Source organism: Arthrobacter antioxidans (genome assembly GCF_023100725.1).
Taxonomy (GTDB): Bacteria; Actinomycetota; Actinomycetes; order Actinomycetales; family Micrococcaceae; genus Arthrobacter_D; species Arthrobacter_D antioxidans.
The window spans coordinates 1,543,808-1,563,817 of sequence record NZ_CP095501.1; the positions used below are offsets into that span (position 1 = coordinate 1,543,808).

The 20,010-nt window shown below is 68.1% G+C and carries 25 protein-coding genes and 1 tRNA gene; 21 read left to right on the plus strand and 5 right to left on the minus strand.

What is annotated here, in order from left to right; genetic code table 11:
• Window positions 1-310 precede the first annotated feature (310 nt).
• The 12 genes from MWM45_RS07015 to MWM45_RS07070 all read left to right on the plus strand — a co-directional run bounded on the left by MWM45_RS07015 (window position 311) and on the right by MWM45_RS07070 (window position 9,651).
• Window positions 311-1,072, plus strand: a complete 762-nt coding sequence (locus tag MWM45_RS07015) for a bifunctional hydroxymethylpyrimidine kinase/phosphomethylpyrimidine kinase (protein WP_247828829.1) — start codon at window positions 311-313, stop codon at window positions 1,070-1,072.
• Window positions 1,073-1,399: 327 nt separating this feature from the next.
• Window positions 1,400-1,708 (plus strand): 50S ribosomal protein L21, encoded by a 309-nt coding sequence (gene rplU, locus MWM45_RS07020; protein ID WP_043444935.1) that lies wholly within the window; start codon window positions 1,400-1,402, stop codon window positions 1,706-1,708.
• 58 nt (window positions 1,709-1,766) lie between these two features.
• Window positions 1,767-2,027 carry a 50S ribosomal protein L27 gene (rpmA, locus tag MWM45_RS07025; RefSeq protein WP_028280075.1) on the plus strand — a complete coding sequence of 87 codons (261 nt, stop codon included), beginning with the start codon at window positions 1,767-1,769 and terminating at the stop codon, window positions 2,025-2,027.
• 115 nt (window positions 2,028-2,142) lie between these two features.
• Complete coding sequence (gene obgE / locus MWM45_RS07030) at window positions 2,143-3,726, plus strand: GTPase ObgE (RefSeq protein WP_043444940.1); 1,584 nt, start codon at window positions 2,143-2,145, stop codon at window positions 3,724-3,726.
• A 6-nt stretch (window positions 3,727-3,732) separates the two neighbouring features.
• The gene (gene proB, locus MWM45_RS07035; protein ID WP_247828830.1) at window positions 3,733-4,890 is read left to right on the plus strand and encodes a glutamate 5-kinase; all 1,158 of its coding nucleotides are present in this window, start codon (window positions 3,733-3,735) and stop codon (window positions 4,888-4,890) included.
• Window positions 4,891-4,937: 47 nt separating this feature from the next.
• The gene (locus tag MWM45_RS07040) at window positions 4,938-6,257 is read left to right on the plus strand and encodes a glutamate-5-semialdehyde dehydrogenase (RefSeq protein ID WP_247828831.1); all 1,320 of its coding nucleotides are present in this window, start codon (window positions 4,938-4,940) and stop codon (window positions 6,255-6,257) included.
• Window positions 6,258-6,364: 107 nt separating this feature from the next.
• Entirely contained in the window at window positions 6,365-6,601 is a 237-nt protein-coding gene (locus MWM45_RS07045; protein WP_247828832.1) for a hypothetical protein, read from the plus strand.
• A 92-nt stretch (window positions 6,602-6,693) separates the two neighbouring features.
• Window positions 6,694-7,356 (plus strand): nicotinate-nucleotide adenylyltransferase, encoded by a 663-nt coding sequence (gene nadD / locus MWM45_RS07050; RefSeq protein WP_247829168.1) that lies wholly within the window; start codon window positions 6,694-6,696, stop codon window positions 7,354-7,356.
• 7 nt (window positions 7,357-7,363) lie between these two features.
• Entirely contained in the window at window positions 7,364-8,368 is a 1,005-nt protein-coding gene (locus tag MWM45_RS07055; RefSeq protein WP_247828833.1) for a hypothetical protein, read from the plus strand.
• Between the two features lie 27 nt (window positions 8,369-8,395).
• Complete coding sequence (gene rsfS, locus MWM45_RS07060) at window positions 8,396-8,806, plus strand: ribosome silencing factor (protein ID WP_043444948.1); 411 nt, start codon at window positions 8,396-8,398, stop codon at window positions 8,804-8,806.
• Window positions 8,803-9,483, plus strand: a complete 681-nt coding sequence (locus MWM45_RS07065) for a histidine phosphatase family protein (RefSeq protein WP_247828834.1) — start codon at window positions 8,803-8,805, stop codon at window positions 9,481-9,483. The genes rsfS and MWM45_RS07065 overlap by 4 nt, the downstream gene beginning before the upstream one ends.
• Window positions 9,484-9,578: 95 nt before the next feature.
• Window positions 9,579-9,651: transfer RNA gene (locus tag MWM45_RS07070), tRNA-Ala, on the plus strand.
• 158 nt (window positions 9,652-9,809) lie between these two features.
• Here MWM45_RS07070 and MWM45_RS07075 read toward each other — a convergent pair.
• Complete coding sequence (locus MWM45_RS07075; RefSeq protein WP_247828835.1) at window positions 9,810-10,703, minus strand: potassium channel family protein; 894 nt, start codon at window positions 10,701-10,703, stop codon at window positions 9,810-9,812.
• Between the two features lie 334 nt (window positions 10,704-11,037).
• On the opposite strand from MWM45_RS07075, the gene MWM45_RS07080 reads away from it, so the two are divergent.
• Window positions 11,038-11,463: a nuclear transport factor 2 family protein gene (locus MWM45_RS07080; RefSeq protein WP_247828836.1), complete on the plus strand. Its 426-nt coding sequence runs from the start codon at window positions 11,038-11,040 to the stop codon at window positions 11,461-11,463.
• Window positions 11,464-11,669: 206 nt separating this feature from the next.
• On the opposite strand, the gene MWM45_RS07085 is transcribed toward MWM45_RS07080, so the two are convergent.
• On the minus strand, window positions 11,670-13,127 hold the full coding sequence (locus MWM45_RS07085; RefSeq protein WP_247828837.1) for a pyridoxal phosphate-dependent decarboxylase family protein: 1,458 nt from the start codon (window positions 13,125-13,127) through the stop codon (window positions 11,670-11,672).
• Window positions 13,128-13,213: 86 nt separating this feature from the next.
• Complete coding sequence (locus MWM45_RS07090; protein WP_156135135.1) at window positions 13,214-13,375, minus strand: hypothetical protein; 162 nt, start codon at window positions 13,373-13,375, stop codon at window positions 13,214-13,216.
• Window positions 13,376-13,527: 152 nt separating this feature from the next.
• Between MWM45_RS07090 and pnuC the strand changes: the two genes are divergently transcribed.
• The 4 genes from pnuC (at window position 13,528) to MWM45_RS07110 (ending at window position 16,393) form a co-directional block, all read left to right on the plus strand.
• Window positions 13,528-14,193: a nicotinamide riboside transporter PnuC gene (gene pnuC / locus MWM45_RS07095; protein WP_247828838.1), complete on the plus strand. Its 666-nt coding sequence runs from the start codon at window positions 13,528-13,530 to the stop codon at window positions 14,191-14,193.
• Complete coding sequence (locus MWM45_RS07100; RefSeq protein ID WP_247828839.1) at window positions 14,190-15,299, plus strand: AAA family ATPase; 1,110 nt, start codon at window positions 14,190-14,192, stop codon at window positions 15,297-15,299. Before pnuC ends, MWM45_RS07100 begins: the two co-directional genes overlap by 4 nt.
• Window positions 15,296-16,063 (plus strand): NUDIX hydrolase, encoded by a 768-nt coding sequence (locus MWM45_RS07105; protein WP_247828840.1) that lies wholly within the window; start codon window positions 15,296-15,298, stop codon window positions 16,061-16,063. The genes MWM45_RS07100 and MWM45_RS07105 overlap by 4 nt, the downstream gene beginning before the upstream one ends.
• Window positions 16,064-16,129: 66 nt before the next feature.
• The gene (locus MWM45_RS07110) at window positions 16,130-16,393 is read left to right on the plus strand and encodes a hypothetical protein (protein WP_247828841.1); all 264 of its coding nucleotides are present in this window, start codon (window positions 16,130-16,132) and stop codon (window positions 16,391-16,393) included.
• A 66-nt stretch (window positions 16,394-16,459) separates the two neighbouring features.
• Here MWM45_RS07110 and MWM45_RS07115 read toward each other — a convergent pair whose 3' ends face one another.
• Window positions 16,460-16,864, minus strand: a complete 405-nt coding sequence (locus MWM45_RS07115; RefSeq protein ID WP_247828842.1) for a hypothetical protein — start codon at window positions 16,862-16,864, stop codon at window positions 16,460-16,462.
• A 183-nt stretch (window positions 16,865-17,047) separates the two neighbouring features.
• Between MWM45_RS07115 and MWM45_RS07120 the strand changes: the two genes are divergently transcribed.
• Both MWM45_RS07120 and MWM45_RS07125 read left to right on the plus strand, forming a co-directional pair.
• Window positions 17,048-17,437: an SRPBCC family protein gene (locus MWM45_RS07120; protein WP_247828843.1), complete on the plus strand. Its 390-nt coding sequence runs from the start codon at window positions 17,048-17,050 to the stop codon at window positions 17,435-17,437.
• A gap of 108 nt (window positions 17,438-17,545) precedes the next feature.
• A complete protein-coding gene (locus MWM45_RS07125; protein ID WP_247828844.1) occupies window positions 17,546-17,833 on the plus strand; it encodes a DUF1905 domain-containing protein in 288 nt (95 codons plus the stop codon).
• 47 nt (window positions 17,834-17,880) lie between these two features.
• Here MWM45_RS07125 and MWM45_RS07130 read toward each other — a convergent pair whose 3' ends face one another.
• Window positions 17,881-18,603 carry an AAA family ATPase gene (locus tag MWM45_RS07130; protein WP_247828845.1) on the minus strand — a complete coding sequence of 241 codons (723 nt, stop codon included), beginning with the start codon at window positions 18,601-18,603 and terminating at the stop codon, window positions 17,881-17,883.
• 239 nt (window positions 18,604-18,842) lie between these two features.
• On the opposite strand from MWM45_RS07130, the gene MWM45_RS07135 reads away from it, so the two are divergent.
• Together MWM45_RS07135 and MWM45_RS07140 are read left to right on the plus strand one after the other, a co-directional pair.
• The gene (locus MWM45_RS07135) at window positions 18,843-19,421 is read left to right on the plus strand and encodes a hypothetical protein (RefSeq protein ID WP_247828846.1); all 579 of its coding nucleotides are present in this window, start codon (window positions 18,843-18,845) and stop codon (window positions 19,419-19,421) included.
• The gene (locus MWM45_RS07140; RefSeq protein WP_247828847.1) at window positions 19,418-19,999 is read left to right on the plus strand and encodes a hypothetical protein; all 582 of its coding nucleotides are present in this window, start codon (window positions 19,418-19,420) and stop codon (window positions 19,997-19,999) included. The genes MWM45_RS07135 and MWM45_RS07140 overlap by 4 nt, the downstream gene beginning before the upstream one ends.
• Window positions 20,000-20,010: the final 11 nt, after the last annotated feature.

A 20,010-nucleotide genomic window follows, 5' to 3' on the forward strand; every position in this document is an offset into this window, starting at 1 on the left:
CCGGGCTGAGATCAAACCCGTCGAACCTGATCCAGCGGGCGGCCGGCGCCCGGGACCTGGCGGAGGGATGTCACCCTGATCAGCGAGCGTCCGGCGACCACGCCCCGGCCCCTCCCGAACATCCTGAGCATCGCGGGCCCGGACCCCGGCGGCGGGCCGGCGTCCAGGCGGACATCACGAGCATCAGTGCCAACGGTGGCTATGCGATGGCCGTGCTGGCGGCGCTGACGGCGCAGAACACGCGCGGTGTCAGCGCCATGCACACCCCTCCCGCCCCTTTCCTCCGCCGGCAGCTCGACTCGGCGTCCTGGTGGGTGCCGACCCGGCACCGACCTGGGCTGTCGCCCTCGAGCAGGGCGCCACCCTTGCCGCGCGGCTCGGCACGTCCGTCCTGGTCGAGGGCGGGCACATCCCGGGGGAGTGCTGCCCGGACGCCCTCGTTCCACCCTCCGGTGCCCCCGAGGACCGCCTGGTCGTCGACGGCAGGCGCGTGGAGACAGCAAACACGCACGGCACGGGATGCTCCCTCTCGTCGGCCCTGGCCACCCGGTTCGCCATCACCGGGGACTGGCCCACGGCGCTCCGCGAGGCGAAGTCCCGGCTCGAGGGTGCGCTCCTTCCCGCCCACCTGCTGGACGTCGGGACGGGCAACGGCCCCGTGCACCACTTCCATGCGCTGGGCGACCTGTCCGGTCCCGGGCGGTTCACGGACCTCGCCTGGCGGGACACGGCGGGCATCCGCGGGGATATCCTCGCGCTGCCCTTCGTCGTCGGACTGGCCGACGGAAGCCTGCCCGCCGACCACTTCTCCTATTGCCTGCAGCAGGACGCCCTCTCCCTCAGGGAGTATGCGGGCGTCCTCGCGCGCACGGCCGCACGGGCGCCGTCCGAGGCGGAGCAGCGCTTCTGGCTCGCGGCGGCGGCCTCCTGCCTCGGGAACGAGGCCGACCTGCACCGCGACTGGCTCCTCCGGGAGACCGGGAGACCGGGTGCGGGAGGGGACGTACGACGGCGGGCCGGCCCGCGCCCACCCCTACGGCGCGTGCGCGCCATGCTCGCCGCCTTCCGGTAGTCCGCGGTCCGCGAGCTGCACTTCTTCGACGCCGCCCGCGTCCACGGCCCGGGAAGTGCGCCGCGGGGTGCCGCTGATTTGCGGGAAGAGGCGGTACTGCCGTAGCCTTGACCCTCGGTGCATCCGCCTGTTAACCGGCATGTCCGTGGGTATCCGTCAGGGCTTCTGACCCGTGCAGAAGAACCTGACGACACCAGCAGCCCCAGGGTTCGGTGTCATGGACACACGGAGCGGGGCAGGCGCGAAGAGCAACCTCAGGATTGCTGCCGAGGCGCACCCTAGTTTTTTCATCAGAAGTCAAGATTGTCGAGAGAAGTGAGTTCCCAAGTGGTGTACGCGATTGTCCGCGCAGGCGGCCGCCAAGAAAAGGTTTCTGTAGGAGACCTCGTTACCCTTGACCGCGTCACCGGTCAGGCTGGAAGCACGTTCAAGCTTCCTGCCCTCCTTCTGGTAGACGGCGCCAAGATCACCTCCGCAGCGGAGGACCTCGCGAAGGTCTCCGTCACTGCCGAGATCGTCGAGAATCTTCGTGGACCGAAGATTGTCATCCAGAAGTTCAAGAACAAGACCGGCTACAAGAAGCGCCAGGGTCACCGTTCGGAACTGACCCGCGTCAAGATCACAGGTATCGCGTAGTCCCTTCGGGCTACCGATCTCCTCACGTAGAACATTCCAGCGAAGGCAGGCATAACCCATGGCACATAAAAAGGGCGCAAGCTCCACGCGCAACGGCCGCGACTCGAACGCGCAGTACCTCGGCGTCAAGCGCTTCGGTGGCCAGGTCGTCAAGGCCGGCGAGATCATCGTCCGCCAGCGCGGCACCCACTTCCACCCGGGCGCCAACGTCGGCCGCGGCGGGGACGACACCCTCTTCGCACTCGAGGCAGGTGCCGTGGAGTTCGGCACACGCCGCGGACGCAAGGTCGTCAACATCGTGGGCGCTGCAGCAGAGTAATTCTGCGCACGGTACACCAGGCATTTCGGGTGGGGTGAGCCTCTACGGCTCGCCCCACCTTTCTTTTAAGCCGATCAGACTCGGCACAGTGAAGCATTTGTAGAAGGAGATCAACGTGGCGAGCTTCGTTGACCGCGTAGTCCTGCACGTATCCGGCGGCACCGGCGGCCACGGCTGCGTTTCCGTCCACCGCGAGAAGTTCAAGCCCCTCGGCGGGCCCGACGGCGGCAACGGCGGCGACGGCGGCGATGTCATCCTCCGCGTGGACCACCAGACCACGACCCTCCTGGACTTCCACCACGCACCCCACCGGCACGCCACGAACGGCGGCAACGGCATGGGCGACTGGCGCGGCGGCAAGAGCGGCGAGACCCTGATCCTGTCCGTCCCGGACGGCACCGTCGTCAAGACGAAGGACGGCGAAGTGCTCGCCGACCTCGTGGGCGAGGGCACGGAGTTCATCGCCGCGGCCGGCGGACAGGGTGGGCTCGGCAACGCCGCCCTGTCCTCCCAGAAGCGCAAGGCACCCGGCTTCGCGCTGCTCGGCATCCCCGGCGACGAGCGCGACGTCGTCCTGGAACTGAAGTCCATCGCGGACATCGCCCTCGTCGGCTTCCCCTCCGCCGGGAAGTCCAGCCTCATCGCCGCCATGTCGGCCGCCCGCCCGAAGATCGCCGATTACCCGTTCACCACCCTCGTGCCGAACCTCGGCGTCGTCGAAGCGGGTTCCACGCGCTTCACCATCGCGGACGTCCCCGGCCTCATCGAGGGTGCGAGCGAGGGCAAGGGCCTCGGCCACCACTTCCTCCGCCACGTGGAGCGCTGTGCCGCCCTCGTGCACGTGCTCGACTGCGCCGCGCTCGAGACGGACCGCGACCCCCTGAACGACCTCGCGATCATCGAAGCGGAACTGGACAAGTACGCCGTCGACATGAGCTTCGCCGGACCCGACGGCGACGTCGTGCCGCTGAACGAGCGCCCGCGCCTGGTCGCGCTCAACAAGGTGGACGTCCCCGACGGCAAGGACATGGCCGGCTTCGTGCGCCCCGAGCTCGAGGCGCGCGGCTACCGCGTCTTCGAGGTGTCCGCGTCCAGCCACGAGGGCCTGCGCCAGCTCGGCTTCGCCATGGCGGAGATCGTCGAGAACGCACGCAAGGCCGTGGCGACCGCCCCGCCGAGGATCGAGCCCCCGGTGCTCCGGCCCCGCGGCGTCAATGCCGCCTCGTTCAGGATCCGCCACGAGGAGAAGGACGCCCTGCCGCTGTTCCGCGTTCTCGGCGAGAAGCCCGAGCGCTGGGTCAAGCAGACGGACTTCACGAACGACGAAGCGGTCGGCTACCTCGCGGACCGCCTCGCCAAGCTCGGCGTGGAGGAGCAGCTCTTCAAGACCGGCGCGAAGCCCGGCGACACCGTGGTGATCGGCGAGGGCGACGGCGTCGTCTTCGACTGGGAGCCCACCATGATGGGTGGCGCCGAACTGCTCGCCGGCCCCCGCGGCTCCGACCTGCGCCTCGCCGAGTACGTGCGGCCCACGCGCGAGCAGAAGCGCGAGGAGTACCAGGAGCGTAAGGACGCCAAGGCCGCTGCCCGCGCCGAGCTCGAGGCCGACCGCAAGGCGGGCGTCTGGACCGAGTCCGTGCAGAACCGCAAGCAGGCCTCCTCCGCCCAGAAGGGCGCAGACACCGAGTCCGAGGACTAGGCCCCCGTGGCTGCGGACCACTCCCGGCACCCCCTCGCGTCCCGCGCGGGGCTTGCCGCGGCGGGCCGGATCGTCGTCAAGGTCGGCTCGTCGTCACTGACCTCGGTCTCCGGCGGCATCTCGGGTGAGGCCCTCGTCCGGCTCGCCGACGTCCTCGCGGAGCGGCGCACGGCCGGGACCGAGGTCATCCTCGTGTCCTCCGGCGCGATCGCCGCGGGCCTCGCGCCCCTGGGACTGGCACGCCGTCCGTCCCAGCTGTCCGCGCAGCAGGCGGCGGCGAGCGTGGGGCAGGGCCTCCTGATGGCCCAGTACTCCCAGGCGTTCGCGGCGCACGGCGTCACCGTCAGCCAGATCCTGCTCACGGCGGACGACCTCATCCGGCGGTCCCACTACGCCAACGCGCACCGCGCGATGGAGCGGCTGCTGAACTTCGGCGTGGTGCCCATCGTGAACGAGAACGACACCGTCGCGAGCCACGAGATCCGGTTCGGCGACAACGACCGCCTCGCGGCGCTCGTCGCGCACCTCGTGAAGGCGGAGGCGCTCATCCTGCTCTCCGACGTCGACGCCCTCTACGACGGGCCGCCCGGGGCCGGTGCCAGCCGCATCCCGCACGTCGGTTCGCCCGCCGACCTCGAGGGCGTCACCATCGGGCGCGCCGGCAGGGCCGGCGTGGGCACCGGCGGCATGGTCACCAAGGTGGAAGCCGCGACGATCGCCGCGTCCTCGGGCATCCCCGCGCTGGTCACGTCCACCGCGAACGCCGCTGCCGCGCTGCGCGGCGACGACGTCGGGACCTGGTTCACGGCCACCGGCAAGCGCCAGCCCATCAGGCTGCTCTGGTTGGCCCACCTCGCCCGGGTGCTGGGCACGCTCGTGCTCGACGACGGCGCGGTGCGCGCGGTAGGGGAGCGACGGCGGTCCCTCCTGCCCGCCGGTGTCGTGGACGTGGACGGCGTGTTCGAGGCGGGGGACCCCGTCCAGCTCGTGAGCGGTGACGGGACCGTGGTGGCCCGGGGCCTCGTGAACTACAGCTCGGCCGAGCTCCCCCGCATGCTGGGCCGGTCCACGCACGATCTCGCGGAGGAACTCGGCGCCGAGTACGAGCGCTCCGTGGTGCACGTGAATGACCTCGTGGTGCTCCAGGCGGCGCCCGCGTCATGAAGGACCGGTCCCCGGAGACCGGGGCGGCTCCTCGCTAGACTGGAGGGATGACCGACCTGCAGGCAGAGCCCACCGATCGGAACGACACCGCTGAGGAGCTGTCCCCGGACCAGCTCACCGACGCCGTCCACGCCATCGCCGACCGCTCCCGTGAGGCGTCGCGCATCCTGGCCCGCGCCACCCGGGCCCGCAAGGACCGCGTGCTCCTGGCGATCGCCGACGCCCTCGTCAGCAGGCGCGACAGCGTGCTCGCCGCGAACCGGACCGACGTCGACCGCGGCCGCGCCGCCGGGACCTCCGCGTACCTCCTGGACCGCCTGAGCCTCGACGCCGAGCGCGTGGGGAAACTCGCCGACGCGCTGGCGCAGCTCGCCGCCCTGCCGGACCCCGTGGGCACCGCCGTCCGTGCGGAGACCCTGCCCAACGGGCTCCGGATGAGCCAGGTCCGCGTTCCCCTCGGCGTGGTCGCCGCGATCTACGAGGCACGCCCCAACGTGACAGTGGACATCGCCGGGCTGGCGCTGAAGAGCGGCAACGCCGTGATCCTGCGCGGCGGCAGTGCCGCCGCGGCCACCAACGCGGCGCTCGTCGGGATCATCCGCGACACCCTCGAGGACCACGGGCTGCCCGACGACGCCGTCCTCACCATCGACGAGTTCGGCCGGGACGGCGCCCAGGTCCTCATGAAGGCCCGCGGCCGGGTGGACGTCCTGATCCCGCGCGGCGGGCGGGAGCTCATCCAGTCCGTCGTGACGACGGCGCGCGTCCCCGTGATCGAGACGGGGGAGGGCAACGTGCACATCCTGCTCGACGAGAGCGCCGACGAGACGATGGCAGTGGACATCCTGCTCAACGCCAAGACGCAGCGCCCCAGCGTCTGCAACACGGTCGAGACGCTCCTCGTCCACGCGCGGTCGACGGCCGCCCCGGCGGTCCTCGCGGCGCTCGTCCGCGCCGGCGTCACCCTGCACGTGGACGAGCGGTCGCGGGGTCTCCTGCCGGCCGGCACGGACGCACCGACGGCGACGGACGACGACTGGGGGCGCGAGTACATGCAGCTCGACCTCGCGGTGAAGACCGTGGACAGCGTCGACGACGCCCTGCGGCACATCCGCCGGTGGAGCACGGGCCACAGCGAGGCGATCATCACGAACAACCTGGCCTCCTCCGAGGAGTTCGTGGCCGGCGTCGATTCCGCCGCCGTCCTCGTCAACGCGTCCACGCGCTTCGTGGACGGCGGGGAGCTGGGCCTCGGCGCCGAGGTGGGCATCTCCACCCAGAAGATGCACGCCCGCGGACCGATGGGCCTGGCCGAGCTCACGACCACCAAGTGGATCGTCCAGGGCGCAGGGCACGTCCGTCGCTGACGCCCCGGCGCGTAGGGGGCAGGCCTTCCTTTACGCGTACCATGGGACCTGATGACCGCGCCGGTCCGTAGCGGACCGGCGGACCCTGAACCGACAGAGGAATGACGATGCTCTACTCCCTCGGCAGCATGCTGCTGGCCACCGAAGCCATGGAACACCACACCGAACTGCCGATGCCCGCCGTCGCGTACGGGCTGATCGTCATGGGCATCCTGCTTACCCTGATGCTCGTCACCGTGTCCTTCTCGAACGTCCGGAACCGCCACCAGGCCGTCGAGGAGCACATCGACCCCCACAAGCAGCACACCAACAAGCACGACCACGGCGAAGCGAACCGGCACTAGCGGTCCAGGTGGCAGCAGACACTACCGAGCGGGACGTCATGGGCGGCCTCAGGCAGCGGCACCATGACGGATCGCCCTGGCGCCTCGGGGTCATGGGCGGCACGTTCGACCCCATCCACCACGGGCACCTGGTCGCCGCGAGCGAGGTCGCCTCGGTGTTCGACCTCGACGAGGTGGTCTTCGTCCCGACCGGTCAGCCCTGGCAGAAGGTGGACAAGGACGTGACGGCGGCCGAGCACCGCTATCTGATGACGGTCATCGCGACGGCGTCGAACCCGAGCTTCACCGTGAGCCGCGTGGACATCGAACGTCCCGGTCTCACCTTCACGATCGACACCCTGCGCGACCTGAAGGCGGAGCGGCCGGACGCGCAGCTGTTCTTCATCACCGGCGCCGATGCCATGGCCCAGATCCTCACCTGGAAGGACGCGGAGGAGCTCTGGTCCCTCGCCCACTTCATCGGGGTGACGCGTCCCGGGCACGAACTCGACGGGCGGGGCCGCGACGTCAGCCTGCTGGAGGTGCCCGCCATGGCGATCTCCAGCACCGACTGCAGGCACCGCGTCGGCGAGGGGAAGCCGGTCTGGTACCTGGTGCCCGACGGCGTGGTGCAGTACATCGCCAAGCACCGCCTCTATCGGCGCGTGGACCCGTCGGGGACGGGACCGGCGTCGCAGCAGGGGGATGAACACGCCCCGCCGACAGAACGGCAGCACCGGGACAGTCCGAGCTCCGTACAACAACCCACTGGATGAATCACCGATGAGCAAGGCGAACGACACACGGGCCACCGGGTCTCCCGTGGCGGACCATGCCGGGTCAGGGGAGCCGGACATGGCAGCGAGGAACAGCTCCACGGACGTCAGCCTGCAGGACGCCCCCGCGGACGACGGCGGCGCTGTGCGGGTGGAGCTCCCCACACGACGTCAGCTGCGGCTGCAGCAGGTCGACGGGCGGGCGGTGGCGCCCGATCCGGCGACCGACCAGCGGGTGGACGTCGTCAGGGCTCCATTACCCGGCGGGCGTCGGGACCGTCGTCGGCGGTCCGACGCCCGGGTGGCGTCCGATCCCACGGCACCCGGGATCGCCGGATCCGGCGTGCCTGCGCCCGGGGTGACCGCGGATGGGACGGCTGTGCCGCCGTCGAGCCCCCGGCGTGCGGAGGACATGAGCGTCGAGGAGGCCCTCGCCGCCCGGCAGTCGATCGGCGAGGACGCGAGCGAGCACCTTGCCGGCCTGCGGGCGGCCGGGGCGGAGGACCCCTTCGTCGTCGACCCCGGGGTGCTGGCGCAGCAGAAGGCTCTGGCCGACCGCGCCGCGGCCCTGAATTCGCGTGCGCGCCGACCGCAGGAGCCGTCGGTGCAGAACCAGCAGCGCACGCCCCCGCCGATCGACCCGACCGCGGCCCACAACCTCTCGATCATCGCCCCACCCGCGCTCGTGCGGGTGCCCGGCAGTGCGCAGTCCGTCCTGCGGGCGCCTGCGACCACGCACATCCCGATCGTCCTACCGCGCCCCGAGCCCTCCGCCGCCCTGCCGGTCCGGACCGGGGAAAGTGACAGCGGAGGTGTGGAGGGGCCGGATCCGAGAGCGAGCACCCAGCCCATCGGGGCGCGGGACGCCTTCGGCCTGGACCCCCTCGATGCGATGACTGCGGGCCTCGGACGGCTGCGGCGCGTGCGGTATCTGCAGTACTCGTTGCTCGTCGTGGGCGCGACCGCCCTCGCGACCGGGATAATAATGACAGTCAGCTCCCTCAATGGGTGAAATTGCTGGCCACACACAAGGAGATCAGTGAGCGCTACCGAACAGTCCATTGGCATAGCCCGCACCGCGGCGCATGCCGCAGCGGACAAGATCGCCCAGGATATCGTCGCCATCGACGTCAGTGACAGGCTCGCGATCACGGACATCTTCGTGATCGCCTCCGCACCGAGCGAGCGGCAGGTCAACGCCATCGTGGACGGCATCGAGGAGGAGCTGTCCAAGCAGGGCCTGAAGCCCGTGCGCCGTGAAGGTCGCAGCGAGGGCCGCTGGGTGCTCCTCGACTACGCGCAGGTCATCGTCCACGTGCAGCACGAGGAGGACCGCGTGTTCTACGCCCTCGACCGGCTGTGGAAGGACTGCCCGTCCGTGGACCTCCAGCTCGAGGAGGCACTGCAGAGCTCGCCGCAGGTCGCAGCGTCCGACGTCGTCCCGGAGTGACGCGGTACCCCCACGCCCATCCTGCGGCCCGGCGCATCGTCTTCTGGCGCCATGGCCGCACGGAATGGAACCACTCGGGCCGTTTCCAGGGCCAGGAGGACATCGACCTGGACGAGACCGGGCGTGAGCAGGCCGTGCGGGCGGCCGAGGTGCTGATGCTGCGGGAACCGTCGCTGATCGTGTCCTCGGACCTGCGCCGTGCGGCCGACACGGCCCGGACGCTGGGGGAGCTCACGGGGCTGCCGGTCCTCTACGATCCGCGCCTCCGCGAGACGCATGCCGGCTCGTGGCAGGGCTTGTCCTTCGCCGAGATCGACGAACAGTTCCCGGATGACAACGCCGCATGGCGGGGTGGAGACCCCGAGGTGCGCGCCGGGGGTGCCGAGAACCGCATCGAGGTCGGCGATCGCATGCTCGGCGCGGTCACGGAGGCCGTGGAGCGGATCGGCCCGGCCGAGACGCTCGTGGTCGTCAGCCACGGTGGATCCATCAGGGCGGCCCTCGCGGCCCTGATGGGATTGCCGCCGGAGCGCTGGGGTGCCCTCGCGGGGCTGTCCAACTGCCACTGGTCCGAGGTGCACGAGGTGGTGAACAGGGCCGAGGCTCTGTTCTCGTGGCAACTGACCGAGCACAACGTGGGGCTCGGGTCCCTGCCCGAGGAGCCACTGGAGGGATGAGTGGGCGCGGGAAGCCGATTTGTCGAAGCCGCCAGAATTTACTAGACTGATCGAGTTGCTTCGGCCGGTTCGCCCGGACGATGCAGCGCAGATTCGGGGCTATGGCGCAGCTGGTAGCGCACCTGCATGGCATGCAGGGGGTCAGGGGTTCGAATCCCCTTAGCTCCACAACGAACCGCCGGAATCCAAGGTAAGAGCTTGGGTCCGGCGGTTTTTTGTTGCCCTGGGGGAGTCGATCGCGGATCGCCCGGCCCGTCAGTGCAGATGCTTCGCGGCCAGCGCCCCGCATCGACCTGGGGTTCACGGCTTGACGAGTGGAAGACGTTCTAGGCGGCCGTTGCATCCGGCTTCCGGCGGTGTCTGTGGTGTGTTTCGTAGCTTTCGAATACCGCTGAGGTGGTTTTCCCTGAGTGACCAAATCTTCCACGCAGGACATCTGCCAGGTCATCAAGGGCTGCGTGCATCATCCGTCCGGCAAAACGCAGGTCGGGGTCAGTGCTTGCCTGCGCTTCGGAGGCTAGCAGTTGTGCATAGGTGATGGTGGCCGGCAGTGATCCTCTCCTCTGTGCTTCGTGAAAGTAGTACGTTTCGTTGAAGGCCAGCAGATCGATGCTGACCGTGGCTACACTCCTGGCGAACGATTCAAGCAATGCAGCGGCATGTCCGGGTTCCAGCGCGGATAGGCCCTGCTGGCCGGCGGCCTCTCGGAACAGGTTCAGATCGTGGGCAAGAGCGCGGCGACGGCTCAGTGCTGGATAGGTTTGCAGAATCCAGGAGACCGTGGCGGTGAGCAACCCGAAGCCGGTGACGGCCTGCGCTGCAGTGACGAATCGAAGCAAGGGCGTCGCCGGAACTATTTCTCCGTAACCGACCGTGGATAGGCTGACCATCGAGAAGTACAGGGCTTCGGTGAGGTCGCCGCGGTGGGGAACGCCGTCTGCGTAGACGAACCCCTCCGGTAGGTGCGGAAGGTACAACAGAGCCCATCCCATGATGGCCAACGACGCCCAGGCGCCGATCACGGCTGCCATTGCAACGGGGGCGGCGACGGCGACGGCACGGCCGGCGAACCGTCGGGACAGCAACCACAACGCGCGCATGATCATCCTGCAAACAGGTCCCGCACCATGGGGGTAGAGGAGTGTGTGAAAGACGTCGGTGGCCATCAAGAGAATCAGTCCCGCCCCGATAACAGTCAGCACAATGTCTCGGAAGTCCATGGTTCACCTTACGGTCAGGGCAGTGTCGGCACCGATTGACCGATACCGCTTCCGCCCTGAGTGGGTGTGAAGGTGTTGCGTCGAGTACACCCCGACGCCGCACTCGACGGACCGCCGAAGCCACCGCAGTCGTGCCCGCAAGCCACTGGATCTGGTCCTGACGACCGTGATCCTGCGGCCCGTCAGTGGTGGACTTACGGTCGGAGACCTGCTCGACGCGGCAGGTCCACGCCGCCGGGCCGGCGCATCCGGGACGATCCTCGACTGGGCCACGAATCCTGGGGTCGGGCCATTGATCTGCGCTCCGCCCAGGAATAGGCTCTGCCGTCCCAGCATGATCGATACGGCAGACGGAGAGGATTCTGACATGGGAGCTGCAGAAGACGGTGAAGTGGTTCGGCGGGGATATGAGGCATTCATCGCAGGGGATCTGGCGACTCTGGGCGAACTGTTCGCGGACGACGCGGTGTGGTCCGTCCCTGGAACCGGAGTGCTGTCCGGCATGAAGCGGGGACGCGACGCTGTCTTGGCTTACTTCGGCGAACTGGGATCCCGTTCCCGGGGCTCACTCCGAGTAACCGTCCAGGACATCGTCGGCGGGGAGAAGCACACCGTGGGAATCCATCACAGCCACGCCGACATCGACGGAAGGACCTACGACCAGGTCACGGTCGTCGTGTTCGCACTCCGGGACGGAAAGGTGATCGAGGCCAAGGAGTTCTTCGAGGACCAGACCAAGTCGGACGAGTTCTGGGGCTGAGTTCGCTTTAGTGCAGCGTCCTCCGCCTCGGTCGCAGCCTGCTCGGCCGCCACTGCGGCCACCGCCTCGGCACCCGTGCCACCGGGACCGGAGACCTCCGGCTATATCGGGGGAAGGGTGACGGCACGGTGTGGAGCGGTGAGCGCATCGGAGTGCGCTGGACTTCGATGAACGTGCGAGGGAGACCAGGGGACCTCTTTCGAGCTTCAATCCCCCCATTGATCGGTCGCTCCGCCCTCAGTCCCCACCGCCGCCAGGGCGTCCCGCACCGCGTCGACGGCGACGGCCGTGTCGGCGTCGTCGGTGCTCCAATTGCTCACCGAGATCCGCAGGATGTCCCGGCCCTGCCAGCGCGAACCGGACATCCACACCCGGCCGTCGGCCATGATCCGGGCCGTCACCGCCCTCGTGGTGGCGTCGTCGCCGAACGCCAGTGAGACCTGGGTGTAGACGACGTCGTTGAGTACCTCCACGCCCTCCAGGGCGGCCAATCGCTCCGCGAGGTGCCGGGCGTGCCGCACCAGCCCGCGGACCTGGTCGGTGACGCCGTCCCGGCCCAGCGACTTCAGGGCCGCCCACACCGGGACGCCACGGGCACGCCGGGACAGCTCGGGGACGGTCTCCAAGGGGTCCGCGGGGCCGTCCGTGGCCTGGACGAGGTAGCTGGCGTGCACGCCCATCGCGGCACGCAGCGCGGTGGCATCGCGGACCACCGCGATGCCGCAGTCGTACGGCACGTTGAGTGTCTTGTGTGCGTCGGTGCCCCAGGAGTCGGCGCCCTCCACTCCCGCGGTCAGGGCCGCCAGCTCCGGCACGGCGGCGGCCCACAGTCCGAAGGCGCCGTCCACGTGGACCCAGGCTCCGTGGGCGTCGGCGACGGCGATCGCCTCCGTGAACGGGTCGAAGGCCCCGGAGTGCAGGTTCCCGGCCTGCAGGCAGACCAACAGCGGGGTGCGGCCCGACCCGCTCGACCGTCCGCGCCCGGCGTCTGCCGAGGCGAGGGTCAGGACACGGTCCAGTTCCGCCGGGTCGAGGCGGCCCTGCCGGTCGACCGGCACCACCGTGGGCCGGCCCAGCCCCAGGTAGCGGAGCCCCAGGTCGATCGTGTCGTGCCGTTCCCTGCCCACGAAACACTGGATCCGTGGTGCACCGGTGAGGCCCTCGGCGTCCAGGTCCCAACCGGCGTCGGTCATCAGCCGCCACCGGGCCGCGGCCAGTCCTGCGAAGTTGGCCATCGTGGCGCCCGTGGTGAAGCCGACATCCGCTGTCTGCGGCAGGTTCAGGAGGTCGAGCAGCCAGGTGCCGGCGGCTTCCTCGATGGCGGCAGTAGCAGGGGTCGCGTAGCGGAGCCCGGTGTTCTGGTCCCAGGCGCTGACGAGCCAGTCCGCAGCCAGCGCCGCGGGAAGCGTGCCGCCCATGACCCAGCCGAAGAACCGCCCGGAGGGGATGGCCATCAGCCCGGGTTCCGCCTTCGCGGCCAGATAGTCCACCACGTCGGCCGCCGGGGACCCGGCACGGGGGAGGGGGCCGCCGAAATCTGCTGCGAGATCGGCGGCGGTCCTGCTCGGGCCGACGCGCCGTCGGGTTTGGCTCTGGAGCCACTGGCGTACGTGCCCGGACGCCGCAGCGAGGGCGTCTTCGTAGCGTTCCTCGGGTGCCGACATGGCGGCATGCTACGCCCGCGCATCAGGAAGCGGCAGTGCCTTCCGGACGGTCATCCACGGGATCCGTGACCTGGCGGAAGCTTCCGCTACTCGGTGGAAGGGGGCCGCCCGGGGGAGTCGGTGTAGTACGACCGCAGCCCGTGCTTCACTCCGAGCCGGACGATCCAGTACAGGATGAAGCCGGTGATCGCAGGCACGATGAGCCAGACGACGAGAATGACGAAGAACCCGATTCCATCCAGACGCACAGCTACCCCCATTGACGAACGATCAGATGGCCCGAGCGTAGCGCGCGTTCCGCGCGAGGCGCGCCACGCGCCGCCGGCGCGGGGTCTTCCATTCCGTGCCACGTCGCCCTAGAGTGTTTATTGTCAGATTGACAATAAACAAGGAGCGCGAGATGACCGCGGTACTGGACTGGATGAACTCACCGGCAGCAACCCTGCTCGGAGCACCTGTCAGCTGGATCGAGGTCATCGGTTTCATCACGGGCGCGGCCTGCGTCTACGGCGTCGCCCGGCAACGGGCCTGGAACTGGCCGGTGGGCATCGTCAACAACATCGCCTTCATGGTCCTGTTCTTCGGCGCCGGGCTCTACGGGGAGACCCTGCTGCAGGCCGTCTTCGCCGCCGTCGCCGTCTATGGCTGGTACAACTGGGTCCGTGGCGCCAGGGACACCGACGCAACAGGCGACCTGCCCATCCGCGACGCCGGCCGCGCCGAGGCCCTCGCCGGTCTCGGCATCGTCATCGCGGCGACCGTGGGGATCGCCATGATCCTCACCCACGGGACGGACTCCCAGGTGCCCTGGCCGGATGCCTTCGTCCTCGCGGCCTCGCTGCTGGCGACCTACGGGCAGGCGAAGAAGATCTTCCAGCACTGGTACGTCTGGATCGCCATCGACCTCGTGTCCATCCCGCTCTACTTCTCGCGGGGCCTGAACCTCACTGCCATCCTCTACATAGGGTTCACAGCACTGTGCGTCTACGGCCTGATGGACTGGAAGCGCACCCGCACCGACGCTGCCCCTGTCGCCGCCACCGCACCCGAGGGGGTGTCAGCATGACCCGCTTCGCCCAGGGCGTCGTCATCGGAAAGTTCTACCCGCCCCACGCCGGCCACCGTCACCTCATCAGCACGGCCGCGGAGCACTCCGACGAGCTCGCCGTCGTCGTGCTCGGCAACCGCTTCGAGAACATCGAGCTGGCAGACCGCGTGAAGTGGCTCGCCGCCGAGTTCGAGGAGACGAACGTGACCGTCCTCGGGATGCCGAACGACTGCCCCGAGGACTACCAGTCACCGGCCATCTGGAAGGCCCACGACGAGGCGCTGCGCATCGCCCTCAGGATGAGGGGCGTCACGAGCATCGACGCCGTCTTCAGCTCCGAGGAGTACGGACAGCAACTGGCCGAGCACTTCGGCGCCGCCCATGTCCTGGTGGACGCAGCGCGCACCGCCTACCCGGTCAGCGGGACCCTGTGCCGGGACGACCTCACCGCGGCCTGGCGGACCATCCTCAAGCCCGCCCGGCAGGACATGGCCGTCCGCATCATCCTCGTCGGCGCCGAGTCCACCGGTACCAGCACCCTGACGAGGGCCCTCACCGCGCACTACCGGAAGCGGTACCCCGAGCTCGTCGACGTCCCCGAGTTCGGCCGCCACTACACCTACGACAAGTTCGCCGCCGCACAGGCCGAGAATCCCGACGCCGTCCTTGCCGACCTCGTCTGGACCGCCGAGGACTTCGCCGTGATCGGTGAACGGCAGAACGAGCTGGAGAACGAGGCCGCCGCGCGGTGCCCGCTGGTCATCGCCGACACCGACAGTCTCGCGACCACCCTGTGGGAGCGGTACTACCTCGGCGAAGGCAGCCACGGCTCCTACCGGGCCATGACGCAGCTGCCACGCCGGGACCTCTACCTGATCACCGACCACGAGGGCGTCGCCTTCGAGGACGACGGCTGGCGCGAAGGGGAGCACCGCCGGGCGGAGATGACCGAATGGTTCAAGGAGGAGTTGACCCGCGAGGGTCACTCCTGGATCCTCGTCTCCGGCGACCACGACCGGCGCAGGGCCACGGCGACGGAGGTCGTCGACCTGATCATCGCCCAGCGGAACCGCTTCACCTCCCCGCCCTGGGCCACCCGCACGGTACTGGCAGGACAGCCGTGAGCCTCGACGAAGAGCGGTTCCTCGAGAACTACGAGCCGAAGGACTATCCCTCGGTCGCCCTGGCCGTGGACCTCGTCGTCGTCGCCGTCCTCGGGAACACCCTGCACGCTGCCCTCGTCCGGCGCGGTGGACATCCCTTCAAGGGGCAGCTCGCCCTGCCCGGCGGCTTCGTCGGGCCGGGCGAGGACGCGCTGCAGGCCGCCTGGCGGGAGCTCGAGGAGGAGACCGGACTGGACCTCGGGGCACACCGCGCCCACGTCGAGCAGCTCGCCACCTACAGCTCACCCAGGCGCGACCCGCGCATGCGCGTCGTCTCCATCGCCCACCTGGTGCTGCTCGCGACCGACGGCCGGTCGCTGCCCGAGCTCGACCCGGGCAGCGACGCCGCGGCCGCCCGATGGCATCCCGTCCACGAGGTCCTTGCCACCGAGACCCTGGCCTTCGACCACCGGGAGATCCTCGCCGCCGCCCTCGAGCGCCTCGCCGGCAAGATCGAATACACGCTCACCGCGGCGAAGCTCCTGCCCGAGGAATTCGCCCTCTACCAGCTGCGCCATGTCTACGAGGCCGTCTGGAACACCGAGAAGCTCGATGCCGGCAACTTCACCCGCAAGATGACCGGTGCCCTGACCGACACCGGACGGAAGGCGCTCCGCTCCAGGGGAGCTCCGGCGGCGCTCTTCATCGTGAAGGACGACTACCTCAGCCCGCCCATGATGCGCCCCACCGCCGGACCGGCGCGCTCCGTCGACGGTCCTGCCTAGGCCCTCCGGCATCCATCGAGCCGGGGTCCGCCCGGGTCACCCCACGACGATCGAAAGAGAGACACCGTGTCCGACACCATGCCGGTTGCCGTCCGGGCGATCAGGGTCACCAAGCCGCACCGGACCCTGATCCTGCGGAGGACGAAGCTCCGCTCGTTCATCACCTTCGACGTCCGGTATGCGGACGGAACGGTCCAGCCCGACGTCGACCTCGACGCGGTGCTCAAGGGGGGCAGCTACCCCGCTGATTACTGGACCACGCGGCATGGTGCCCGGGCGGCGGTCGGCGAGTGGGTGGACTATCCCTACGGGCGACCGCTTCGCGCGTGATCCCCCAAACGGGGAGCGGGGAGGAGGCCGGCGCGGTCACGACCTGTTGGACTCCACGGCAGGATCCTAGATCCGGCGCTTGTAATGGTCGTGGGTCAGCTTCAGCTGCTCGGCCCAGAACGCGTACTTCCGTTCCCGGGAGGCACCGAACTCGAGATGGCCGAGGTTCTCCGCGAGCATATAGAACTCACTCCCGGGCTCCCGTTCAACTTCCGAGAGCGTCGCGACCGACGAGAGCATGAACCGGCTGTGCAGGAGGTCCTCCTTCACGACGTCGGCGAGGAGCGCACCGAGGGCATCGCGGTCGGCATCCTGCGAGAGATCGAACGGTTCCGTATCGGTGTCCTTGCTCATCTGCTGATTGAGGTCCGCGTAGGTGATCAGTTCCTGCCGGCGGGCAGTGTGGACCATGATGCTGCGGGCAGCCTCCATGACTATGGCCCGGTCCTCGTCAGTGCGTGCGTGCGGCATGCTGCCCCTTCCGTCGGCTTCGGAAAGCCTATCCGTCCCAGCTCCCATGATCTTCCTGTACTCCGGGAGGGCTCGACCGTGCGCTCCCGGAGCGGAGCCTCCTTCCCCGGGAGAACGAGGCGGGTCCTGCCTTTACACGGTGGTGCGGGGCGGTATATGGCTTGGCCTATGCGAAGTCATCACGTGAGCAGGATCATCACGGCATCCCAGGAGGCTGTCTACGAGTTCGCGTCCGACATCGGCAATCTCCCGAAGTGGGCGGCCGGTCTCGCGCAGTCGGAGGTGGTGCAGGAGGGGCGGAATCTGTTCGTCGAGTCCCCGATGGGGCGTGTCCGGATCCAGTTCGTGGAACGGAACCGGTTCGGGGTGCTCGATCACGACGTCGTCCTGCCGTCCGGGACCATCGTCACCAATCCGATGCGGGTGCTCGCTCACCCGGATGGAGCCGAAGTGATCTTCACCGTTCGCCAGATCGAGCTCAGCGATGTGGAGTTCGCCCGGGATATCAGGATGGTCGAAGCCGACCTGGCTCGTCTCGCAGTCCTGGTGAGCAATCCTCCGGGCGTCGAATAGGCGATCTGCGCGCGGGCCGGGAACGGGCGTACGGGAGAGATGAATCGATGGACGCCCGCAATTCTTTCGGGCACGCTGATCGGGAAGGGCGAAAGAAGGGTATCCGTGATGAGTACGATTCTGGGTCCTATGGACCTCCGGTTCACTGCTCCGATCGGGGTGGAGGTCAAGGGTGACCTGTGGGCGTGTGTCGAGGTTCCCGACTCGAAGGGACTGTTCGGCACCGGCAAGGCGGTAAGGGTAGCTGGGAGCGTCGACGGTGAACCTTTTGCTGTTGCCCTGATGCCCACAGGGAAGGGCGGGCACATGCTGTCGATCAGCGCGAGACTGCGGAAGAAGATCGGCAAAGGGCTCGGGGACGACGTCGTGATCCACATTTCTGAGCGCCTGACCTGAAGGCCACTGACGGCGGCGCATCGGTGTGCTCTCCACTTCCCGAAGAGCTAGAGGTGTCGGAGGTACCGCTCGGGTGCGGTGAGGAAGGCTTGCCAGGCGGTGACGAGATTCAGGTCTTCCCAAGGTCGGGGACGCAGGCCCCAGCTGCCGACTTCGAGGATCTGCGCCTGAGGTAGTGCTGCCAGGAGAGGTGAGTGCGTGGACATGATCACCTGCGACTTCCCTGAGGCGACAAGTTCTTTGAGGACACCGAGCAGGGCCAGGCATCCTGAGAAGGAGAGGGCCGATTCAGGTTCGTCGAGGACCCACAGGCCGGGGCCGCGGAAGCGGTCGACGACCAGCTCGAGGAAGGACTCGCCGTGGGACATCTCGTGGAACGGAACATTCGGCCCCGTGGTGCTCGGATTCGATTCGAGGTAGGTGAAGAAACCATGCATGGTCTCGGCGCGCAGGAAGTACCCGCGGCGGGTGGCGCCGGCGTTCCGGACCAGCTGGAGGTGGTCTGCGAGCACAGACTCGGTGGAGCGTGTCGAGTGCCGGGCGCCGGTGGATCCGCCCTCGGGGGAGAGCCCGTAGGCCAGGGCGATGGCCTCGACGATGGTGGACTTCCCCGACCCGTTCTCACCGACCAGGACGGTGGCGGGACCGAGATCGAGCCCCTCATCGAGGATGGTGGTGACAGGGGCCAGCGTGGCCGGCCATATCCGCCGGTCGAGCGTGTTCTTCGGGTGCTCGGTGAGTCTCCGGAGGGGGAATCTTTCGAAGGCCATGCGCTCAGTGTGCCAGCCTCCACCAATGCGGCTCCCGGATTCCACCGGGTATCCGGCTCGATCACCACCCGGCACGGAATTCGCAATCCTGCAGCGCAGATGCAGGTGCAGGATCTTGTCCGGTCTGTCGCACAGAAAAGGACACACGTGGATGTGAGCCGTGAGAGGGGAGCAATCCGGTTCCGAGGAATAGGCTGGTTCTTGCCGTGGCAGATTGCCCGCGAGTCCTACCACCGAGGATGGAGATCGACCCGATGCGGAGTGCGCACCGTGCTGAAGAAAGCACCGACAATTATGCGGTGTTCATGGATCGCCTCGAAAACGCAGTCGTCACCCTTCGGGAGAAGCGTGCATTGGTGGATCTGGCCGCACCGCTGGTCGCTGAACTGTACAGGGAGAACCAGGTTGGGCATCAGGGCTGGGTCGATCGACGACGGGAAGTCGAGGCGGCTATCGATGAGTATCGTGGCGACACAACCGGCTACGAACTGCTTGCCGACCTTCTGCGGGATGCGACCACCCTCGAGCGGACATTCGAAGAGCGAACACGGCGCCTCGAGGGTAAGCGCCGGATGATCGAGGACAGGCACAAGGATCTTGACGCGTCCCTCATGGAGCTGGAACAGAGCAAGGCGAAACTGGATCTTTCTCGGATGCTCACCCAGGACAGAAGTGCACTGAGTCGGACAATGTCTCAGGATCGAAGCGTTATGGGAACGGCCGTCACCGGGGGAATCGACGCTGAGCTCGAGTCGGCCCGAGAAGCAGTGTTCCTCGCCGAAGCACTAGTGGAAGTCAAGGGTCACCATGCGCAATGACTGAAGACAAAGAAATCATCATGGCGAAGTTCGACGACAAGGACTGGAAGGACTATGCTTCCTTCTCCTTCTTCTACTTCGTCGGGACCTTTCTGGTTTATGCCTTCCTATGGGCGCTGGTTCCGTTGGCCGCACTTCTCTTCGTGCCGGAATTGAGAAGTCCGACCTATGTCATCGTATTTTCCTGCACCCTCGGCCTTGCGTGGACCATCAAGTTCTGGAGATCGACTTCCATGAAGGTCAAAGCACGTCTCTCCACCTGTAGTGATCGAATCAACGTGGTGTTGACGGAACTCTCCGGAAATCCGGCACAGAACATGACGCCCGAACAACTTGAGCAGTTGATCGTCTCGGGCGCGAGGCACGAGTTCGATGTGAACGGGGTCCCGGGAGCCTATCTTTTGGTCCGCAAGGAACAGGAACCCGAGGTGGAGAAGAATGCGGGCGGGAGAACCGGCAAGAAAGACGCCAGTAAGGTGAACAAGTGCTGGCAGGTAGCGATTGGCGTCGAGGCGCCGCCGCACGGTACCGAGAGCTTCGATCGTTTGTTCCATGCAGCGACAAGTGGCAGCCGGTAGAGCGTCCCTCC